7 protein-coding genes and 1 pseudogene are annotated in these 7045 nt (G+C 66.2%); 1 reads left to right on the forward strand and 7 read right to left on the reverse strand.

Annotated elements, in window-relative coordinates; all coding sequences use genetic code 11:
• The 5 genes from VF662_RS08980 to VF662_RS09000 form a co-directional block, all read right to left on the reverse strand.
• Positions 1 to 234: EF-hand domain-containing protein (locus VF662_RS08980; protein WP_464140051.1), on the reverse strand; the 234-nt coding region annotated here is incomplete at its 3' end.
• Positions 235 to 327: 93 nt separating this feature from the next.
• A complete protein-coding gene (locus VF662_RS08985) occupies positions 328 to 1890 on the reverse strand; it encodes a hypothetical protein (protein WP_464140053.1) in 1563 nt (520 codons plus the stop codon).
• A 1-nt stretch (position 1891) separates the two neighbouring features.
• Complete coding sequence (locus VF662_RS08990) at positions 1892 to 2533, reverse strand: class I SAM-dependent methyltransferase (protein ID WP_464140055.1); 642 nt, start codon at positions 2531 to 2533, stop codon at positions 1892 to 1894.
• Positions 2530 to 3621: a glycosyltransferase gene (locus VF662_RS08995; RefSeq protein ID WP_464140057.1), complete on the reverse strand. Its 1092-nt coding sequence runs from the start codon at positions 3619 to 3621 to the stop codon at positions 2530 to 2532. The genes VF662_RS08990 and VF662_RS08995 overlap by 4 nt, the downstream gene beginning before the upstream one ends.
• A 67-nt stretch (positions 3622 to 3688) precedes the next feature.
• The gene (locus VF662_RS09000) at positions 3689 to 4096 is read right to left on the reverse strand and encodes a GtrA family protein (RefSeq protein ID WP_464140059.1); all 408 of its coding nucleotides are present in this window, start codon (positions 4094 to 4096) and stop codon (positions 3689 to 3691) included.
• Positions 4097 to 4198: 102 nt separating this feature from the next.
• Between VF662_RS09000 and VF662_RS09005 the strand changes: the two genes are divergently transcribed.
• A complete protein-coding gene (locus tag VF662_RS09005) occupies positions 4199 to 5764 on the forward strand; it encodes a hypothetical protein (RefSeq protein ID WP_464140061.1) in 1566 nt (521 codons plus the stop codon).
• Between the two features lie 3 nt (positions 5765 to 5767).
• Here VF662_RS09005 and VF662_RS09010 read toward each other — a convergent pair whose 3' ends face one another.
• A complete protein-coding gene (locus tag VF662_RS09010) occupies positions 5768 to 6490 on the reverse strand; it encodes a class I SAM-dependent methyltransferase (RefSeq protein ID WP_464140063.1) in 723 nt (240 codons plus the stop codon).
• Positions 6490 to 7045: pseudogene (locus tag VF662_RS09015) on the reverse strand (glycosyltransferase); the annotation flags it as partial. The pseudogene VF662_RS09015 and the gene VF662_RS09010, both read right to left, overlap by 1 nt.

Raw genomic sequence — 7045 nt, forward strand, 5'->3', positions numbered from 1 at the left:
GCGCGCCTCGCGGCGCGCGCCGCGGACGGAGCCGCGGAAAGCCTGCGCTTCCGCCTGGGTCACATAGCCGTCGCGATTCGCATCGACTCGCGCGAACATGTCGCGCACCCGCTCCTGGACCTGGGCGCGCGTGACGCCGGCCCCGCGGGCGAAGCCGCCGCGCGGCTGCTGCGCGAGTGCGGGGGTGGCGATCAGCGCGGCAGCGGCGGCGCTCAAGAGGACGATCTTCTTCATATGATACTCCTGGATCCGGTTTTGCGGCCATGCCGCTTACTCAGGAGGCATAGCGGCCCGGGCATTGCTCGGGCTTGAACGGCCTCGTCCCGATTACGGCCGCGGGCTGTGGAGCGTCAACTTCCCGAACCGCTCCTTCACCGGATAGGCTACATCGATGGCGTCGGCCACGGCTGGATTGTATCGTTCGTGGAAGCGGGCCGTCCCCCGGTCCCCGAAGGTCAGGAAAAAGGCGAAATCGCGCCTCTTTATTTTCCGGACGAAGGGACGCTCGTCATAGACGCCGGTGCTCGCCAGCTCGGCGAAGATCGCCGGCTCCCACACCACCTCATGTCCGTTCTTGAGCAGCAGGACCATATTGTCGGCGATGATCGGGCGGTCCGCGCTCCTGATCCGCTCTCCCAGCCGCTCCATGGACGCCGCAAGCTCCGGAGAAGGGCCGCCGCGGTAAGGCGACTGAAGGAGGACGAGCGACTGGAATGCGAGCGCGGCCGGAACGGCCCATGAATGGAGCAGGCTCCGGGCCGGCGCATCCCTGCCCTCGAACAGTGCCCGGGCCGCCGGCGCGACGCTGATCCCGGCGAAGATGCTGAGCACGAACATCCATTCGATCTGGTAATTGATGTTGGCGCCGACCTTGCCGTTCATGAGCAGCATCGGGGTCGCGACCGCCAGATAGGCGAGCACCATCAGCTTGCGGCCGGCTCCGCCGTCTCCGGCGATGCGCCGGGCAAAGCCGCGGAGGCCGCCGCCACTGGCGCCGCTCGTTCGAACGTCCGATGCAAGCGTCCAAACTCCGACGCCGGCCATCACGATGTAGATCGAATGGAGGAGGAGGGATTCTGCCACCTGGAGCAGCCCCGAGGCCTCGAACCGATTGACGTTGTAGAGGAAGACGTGGCGGATGAAGCGGCCGTCCGTCGCCGCCGCGAGCAGCGCCAGCGCTGCAAGACCCACGACCATCGCGGCTGCAATCCCTTTGAGAGCAAGGCGCGGCCGGAGCACGAGCAAAGTTCCGAACGTGGCGGCGGGCGCGGCGATCATGGTCTGCTTGGTGTAGACCGCCGCAACGAAGGCGATCGCAGCCGGAAAGATGAGCCACGGCCTGTCCAGCGCGCGCAGGGCCAGCAGAAAGCCGCCGAGGGAAAGCGCGCAAGCCAGCATGTCCACCCGCATCAGCGGTGCCCAGTTCAGCACCGGGAACCAGCTCAAGGCCAGGATCGCCGCCGTCCCCGCCGAGATCAGTCGGACTCGCCGCGCATCGGGGTGGCTGAGGTCGAAGGTGATCCCGCCGATCAGCAAGGCAGCAACGAGGGTCGAGAGGAAGGAGACGGTACGGCCCGCCATGAGCGGGTCGAGCCCCAGCAGCGCGGCGCCATGAGCCGCGGCATGGTAGACCGGGGGATAGTGGAAGACGATCGAGGGAAAGCCGTCGATCGGCGCGTAGCCCCTGCCGTCGAACATCATCAGCATCTGCTGCCAGACGATGCCCTCGCCATAATCGAGCTCGTACGGGTTCGCGATCGCTTCCAGGCCGTCCAGCAGGAAGCCCTTCAGCCGGAAGGCAAGCCCGATGCCGAGAAGGACGAAGGCGAAGAGGGTAAGCCGAACACTAATCGGGCGGTGCGCAGCCGCGGAGCCTGGAATGCTTGCCATCTCAGCCTCTGGAGGGCCGGGCGACGAGCAGCATCTGCTTGCCCATCGGCTTCACCGGCGACTTCAAATAGGCCCCGATCAGCGCCGGCGACACCGGAAGGCGCGACTTCACCGTCAGCGGCAGGAAGCGCGGGCGAACCTCGGTCACCTCCCAGCCCTGAGCGGCGAGGAAATCGGCCAGCGAGATGTGCGAATAGACGCTGACATGCGTGTAATCGTCGAAATATTCCCGATACGCATAACGATAGTTGGGCTGCAGGATGGTGAGGCTCCCGCGCGCGCTGAGCTTCGGCTTCAGCGCGTCCAGCACCTGGGCGAACACCTGCTGCGGAAGGTGCTCGAACAGGTTGCTTGCGAAGGCATAATCGACGCTTCCGTCGGCGATCCATCCGAGCTCCGTTGCAGGCCCGACATGCGCTTCGACGCCCGGGGCGACGTGGAACGGCATCCGATCCCACAGGTCTAGCGCCAGCCGCCGGCCGGCTTCGACATTGTTGATGAAGTCGCCATAGCCGCAGCCGAGATCGAGCACGCAATCGCCGGGCCCGATCCGGTGGCGGAAGAAATAGGTCCAGAGCGCCCTCCAGACGACGTCCCGCCGAGCGTCCTTGGCGAGCCGGGTCTCATGATAGCCGGCGCTCATGCCAGGCGCTTCCAGCCGAAGACGATACCTGCGATCATTCGAATGCCCACCGTGAAGCCGCGTAGATTGTTGATGTTGCCGCCCTTGCTGACGCCCACCCGCTGGTGGAAGGTGACGGGGCATTCGATCAGCACATTGCCCTCGCCCAGCGCAACGTCGAGGAAATGGGCGTTGAACTCGAGGTTCACGGCCGGATCGAGCTTCGGGAGAAGCTTCAGCAGCGAATCGCGGCGGCAGAGCTTGTAGGTGGTGCCCACGTCGGTGATCGTCCCCCGCCCCAGATGCTTGGCCTCCAGCAGCTTACCGACGAACACGTTGCCGTAATACATGAAGGTGCTGAGCTGGGTCAGATATTGCCGGAGCGGCTCGGCGGTACGGGTTCCGTTCACGATGTCGCCGTGCGGCGCATAAGCGAGCAGCTTCTCGACATCGTAGGCGCGGAAGGTGAGGTCGCCCTCGCAAAGGACGACCAGGTCGACGTCGTCGAAGCGGGCGGCTTCCGTCAGGCAGCGGAACACGCAGCGGCCGTATCCCGGCGCTTCCTCGTTGAAGGTGATGGCGCCGGCTTGCTCGGCCCGCTCGAACGTCCGGTCGCGGCTGTTGTTGCTGACGACGATCACCCGCTTCACCAGCGGGTGGGCGAGGAAATCGCGGACGGCGTCGCCGATGCTTTCCTCGTCATTATAGGCCGTTAGCGCGACAGTGACCGAGCGGTTGAGGAGCGGCGAATAGCGCACCGGAACGTCGGGCTTCTTGCGCTCCAGGAAATAGAGGAGGTCGACGAGCGCAAGGCCGACGCCCGCCATGATTGGAACGCCGCTATACCAGACGATCCACTCGGCCACCGGCTCCAGGAGAGGGTTGAGCCCCAGCAGGTAGCGCGGAAAGACCATGAGGACGCCCGTCAGGTACATGGCGAGGCCGAAGCAGAAGGAGAGGGCGCCGTAGAGCAGGAGCGGAAGGTGCTTCCGGCGCGGCTGCTCTGCGGCGGCCGGCGCGCCGCCGGCCCCAAGCTGCCGTTCAAGCTCGGAGGCGGGGCCGTCGTCGAGCGCGGTGCCGTCCAGAGCCGTCAGCTTTTGTTCGCGCACCTCGATCCCCCGTTCTTGTCATGAGGACGATAGGGGCGCTGCGTTAACGAAAAGTAACCATGTTGATTTACCGGAAGGTCCAGCGGCGATTGAGCCAGAAGCTCGCGGCTGGGGTGACGGTCGCGATCGGAAGGATCGAGACCCCGACGGATGCCCCGAGCCGCTCGACGATCAGCCAGACCCAGAAGCTGTTGAGCGCATAGCCGGCGAGGTTGACGACGAGGAACCGCGCATAGGCGATGCGCGGGCGGGTGTCCGGGCCGTGGCCGTGAAAGCTCCAGCGCGAGTGGATGATCCAGCCGGTGACCAGGGTCGCACCGAAAGCGATGGTGTTGGCGACGAGCGGCGCGATCCGGAGCGGCACCGCCGCCGTCCAATAGAGGGCCGAATAGAAGATCACGAGGCCGATGCCGCTGATCGTGTAGCGGACGATCTGGCGATTGAGGTCGGAGCCCGGCTTCGATGCGATCGGCATGCTCCCCATTGACGCGCCGCCCCCGCCCGGCGCAAGCCCCGGTGGAACCGGGACAGGGCGTTGGAGCCACTTGCCTCACCATATGGACCAGCCGCGGGCCGAATGACCATTACAGCATCACAAGGCGAGGCTCAGCCCGGCGCGCGGGCGAGCGGTGGCGAGCGGTGGTGGGAGCGGCGGAGCACGGTCGTAGCGCTCGTGCTCATCGCGATGGTGCCGCTGCTCTGGCCCGAAATCCCGCCGCTCACCGACCTTCCCGGGCATCTCGGGCGCTACAAGGTGCAGGTCGATATCGGCAATTCGCCCTGGCTTGCGCAATATTACGGCTTCCAATGGGCGCTGATCGGCAATCTCGGCGTCGATCTGCTCGTGATGCCGCTCGCCAAGCTGGTTGGCGTGGAGCTTGCGGTGAAGCTCATCGTCATGAGCATCCCGGCGATGACGGTGGGTGGCCTCCTATGGGTGGCGCGCGAGGTGCAGGGGCGGATCCCGCCCACGGCCCTCTTCGCATTGCCTTTCGCCTACGGGCATCCGTTCACCTTCGGCTTCGTCAATTTCGCGCTGTCGATGGCGTTCGCTTTGCTCGCCTTCGCGCTCTGGCTTCGGCTTGCGCGGTTCGGGCGCTTCCGCCTGCGCGCGGCTTTGTTCGTGCCGATCTCGATGCTGATCTGGGTGACCCACACGTTCGGCTGGGGGACGCTCGGCCTGCTCGCTTTCTCGGCCGAGGCGGTTCGGCAGCACGACAAGGGCCGGCCCTATATCGTCGCGGCGGTGCGCTCGGCGGTCCACTGCCTCGCGCTCGCGCCGCCGCTGATCCTGATGCTCGCCTGGCGGTCCGGCCATGTCGGGGGAGTGACCACCGACTGGTTCAACTGGCGGTTCAAGGCGCGCTGGCTGCTCGCCGCGCTCCGGGACCGGTGGCAATATTGGGACCTGGCGGCGGTCGGGATCGCCTGCTTCGTCCTCGGCGAGGCGGTCCGGCACAAGAAGCTCGAATATTCGCGCAACCTCGCATTCTCCGCGCTGGTGCTGCTCACCGTCTTCATCCTGCTGCCGCGGATCGTGTTCGGATCGGCTTATGCCGACATGCGGCTGGTGCCCTATCTGTTCGCGGTGGCGCTGATCGCGATCAGGTTCCGCCCCACCGCCGATCCACGCCATGTGGGGATGGTGGCGCTCGCGGGCCTCGCCTTCTTCCTCGTCAGGATCGGCGGCAACACGGCGAGCTTCTGGATCTACGACCGCAGCTACGACCGCGAGCTTGCCGCGCTCGAACATGTGCCGAGAGGCGCGAAGGTTGCGAGCTTCGTCGGCGAGAGCTGCAACAAGGCCTGGTTCATGCATCGCCTCTATCACCTGCCGGGCATCGCGATCGTGCGCCGGGAGGCCTTCACCAACGACCAGTGGGTGATGGCGGGGGCGCAGCTCCTACGGATCCGTTATCGGGAAGCCTGGCCGTTCCTCAGCGATCCATCGCAGGTCGTGACTCTGCACAAGTGCCCGCGCGAGCCCTACCGCTCGATCGATGGCGCTCTGGCCCGGCTCCCGCGCGCCGCCTTCGACTATGTCTGGCTGATCCACACGCCCCCGCACGACCCGCGGCTGACCGCTGCGTTCCGGCCGGTGTGGCGGAGCGGATCGAGCGTGCTCTACCGCGTCGAGCGCTGAGGCTCAGGACAGGATCGCGACCAGCGAGACCCCGGCCGGAAGCGGCACGCGGCCGACGAGGTGACGCTCGAAGCCGAACACCTTTTCAAGCACGCTGTTGACGGGCGCCGACGGCATTGCGTCGTCGCTTGTCGATTTGCCGCTGACCTTGCCGACGATCCGGGCGGCGGCCGCGACCGGAAAGAGCAGGCTGTTGAAGTAGCTCAGGGTCTCGACGTTCAGCCCCGCCTCCTCGATCACGCGGCGGAGGCCGGCCTTGGAATAACGGCGGTGATGATGGTGGGCGGCGTCGTGCGCGCTCCACATCCACTGATTGGCGGGCACCGTCAGAAGCACCCGCCCGCCCGGGGCGAGCTTCCGCTTGATGCTTGCCAGCGAGGCGCGGTCCTCCTCGATATGCTCCAGCACGTCGAGCAGCGCGATCAGGTGGTAATGGCCGTCGGGGATGCCCGGCAGCTCCGGAAGCGGCGACGAACCTACTTCGCGTCCCAGGCGGCTGCTCGAAAGCGCCCGCGCCTCATCGTCCACCTCGATCGCGTCGAGGTGGCCGTATCTGGAAAGCATGCCGAAATTGCTCCCCGTGCCGCAGCCGATCTCGAGGATCCTGGCGTCGGCTGGCAGCTTCACTTCGCGCTCGATCAGCTCGGAGAGGATCCGGCGGCGTGCGACGAACCACCAGTGGCGGCTATCGAGCTCCGCCATCCGGTCGAAAACGGCGCGTTCCATCAGCCGATCTCCTTCAAGAGCGGCCGCGCCGGCGCCGCTTCCTCGTCAAACCCGATCCGCTGGCGGACCACGTAGATCGGCCGCTGCTTCGTCTCGACCAGGATTCGGCCGACATATTCGCCGAGCACGCCCAGCGAGATGAGCTGAAGCCCGCCGAAGAACAGGATCGCCACCATCATCGAGGCGTAGCCAGGCATGTCGACGCCGAGGATGGCGGTGCGGGCGATCAGGAAGAGGGCATAGAGGAGCGAGAAGAAGGCGACGACCACGCCGATATAGCTCCAGACGCGGAGCGGCATGGTCGATGCGGAGGTAATGCCGTCGATCGCCAGCGTCCAAAGCTTCCAGTAGCGGAATTTGGTCCTGCCCACGGTCCGCGGCTCGCGGTCATATTCGACCGCCGCCTGCCGAAACCCGCTCCAGGCGAACAGGCCCTTCATGAAGCGGTTGCGCTCCGGCATCCTCCGGATCACGTCCACCACGGACCTGTCGAGCAGCCGGAAATCGCCGGCATGCTCAGGAATCTTGTCGTCCGACAGGTAATTGTGCGCGCGA

The sequence above is a fragment of the Allosphingosinicella sp. genome (assembly GCF_036387215.1).
In the GTDB taxonomy this organism is placed as follows: Bacteria; Pseudomonadota; Alphaproteobacteria; order Sphingomonadales; family Sphingomonadaceae; genus Allosphingosinicella.

Bases quoted from the DNA above. Each gene is read 5' to 3' on its own strand.
- VF662_RS08985 (WP_464140053.1), bottom strand. From the start codon at position 1,890: ATGGCAAGCATTCCAGGCTCCGCGGCTGCGCACCGCCCGATTAGTGTT.
- VF662_RS08990 (WP_464140055.1), bottom strand. From the start codon at position 2,533: ATGAGCGCCGGCTATCATGAGACCCGGCTCGCCAAGGACGCTCGGCGG.
- VF662_RS09000 (WP_464140059.1), bottom strand. From the start codon at position 4,096: ATGCCGATCGCATCGAAGCCGGGCTCCGACCTCAATCGCCAGATCGTC.
- VF662_RS09005 (WP_464140061.1), top strand. From the start codon at position 4,199: ATGACCATTACAGCATCACAAGGCGAGGCTCAGCCCGGCGCGCGGGCG.
- VF662_RS09010 (WP_464140063.1), bottom strand. From the start codon at position 6,490: ATGGAACGCGCCGTTTTCGACCGGATGGCGGAGCTCGATAGCCGCCAC.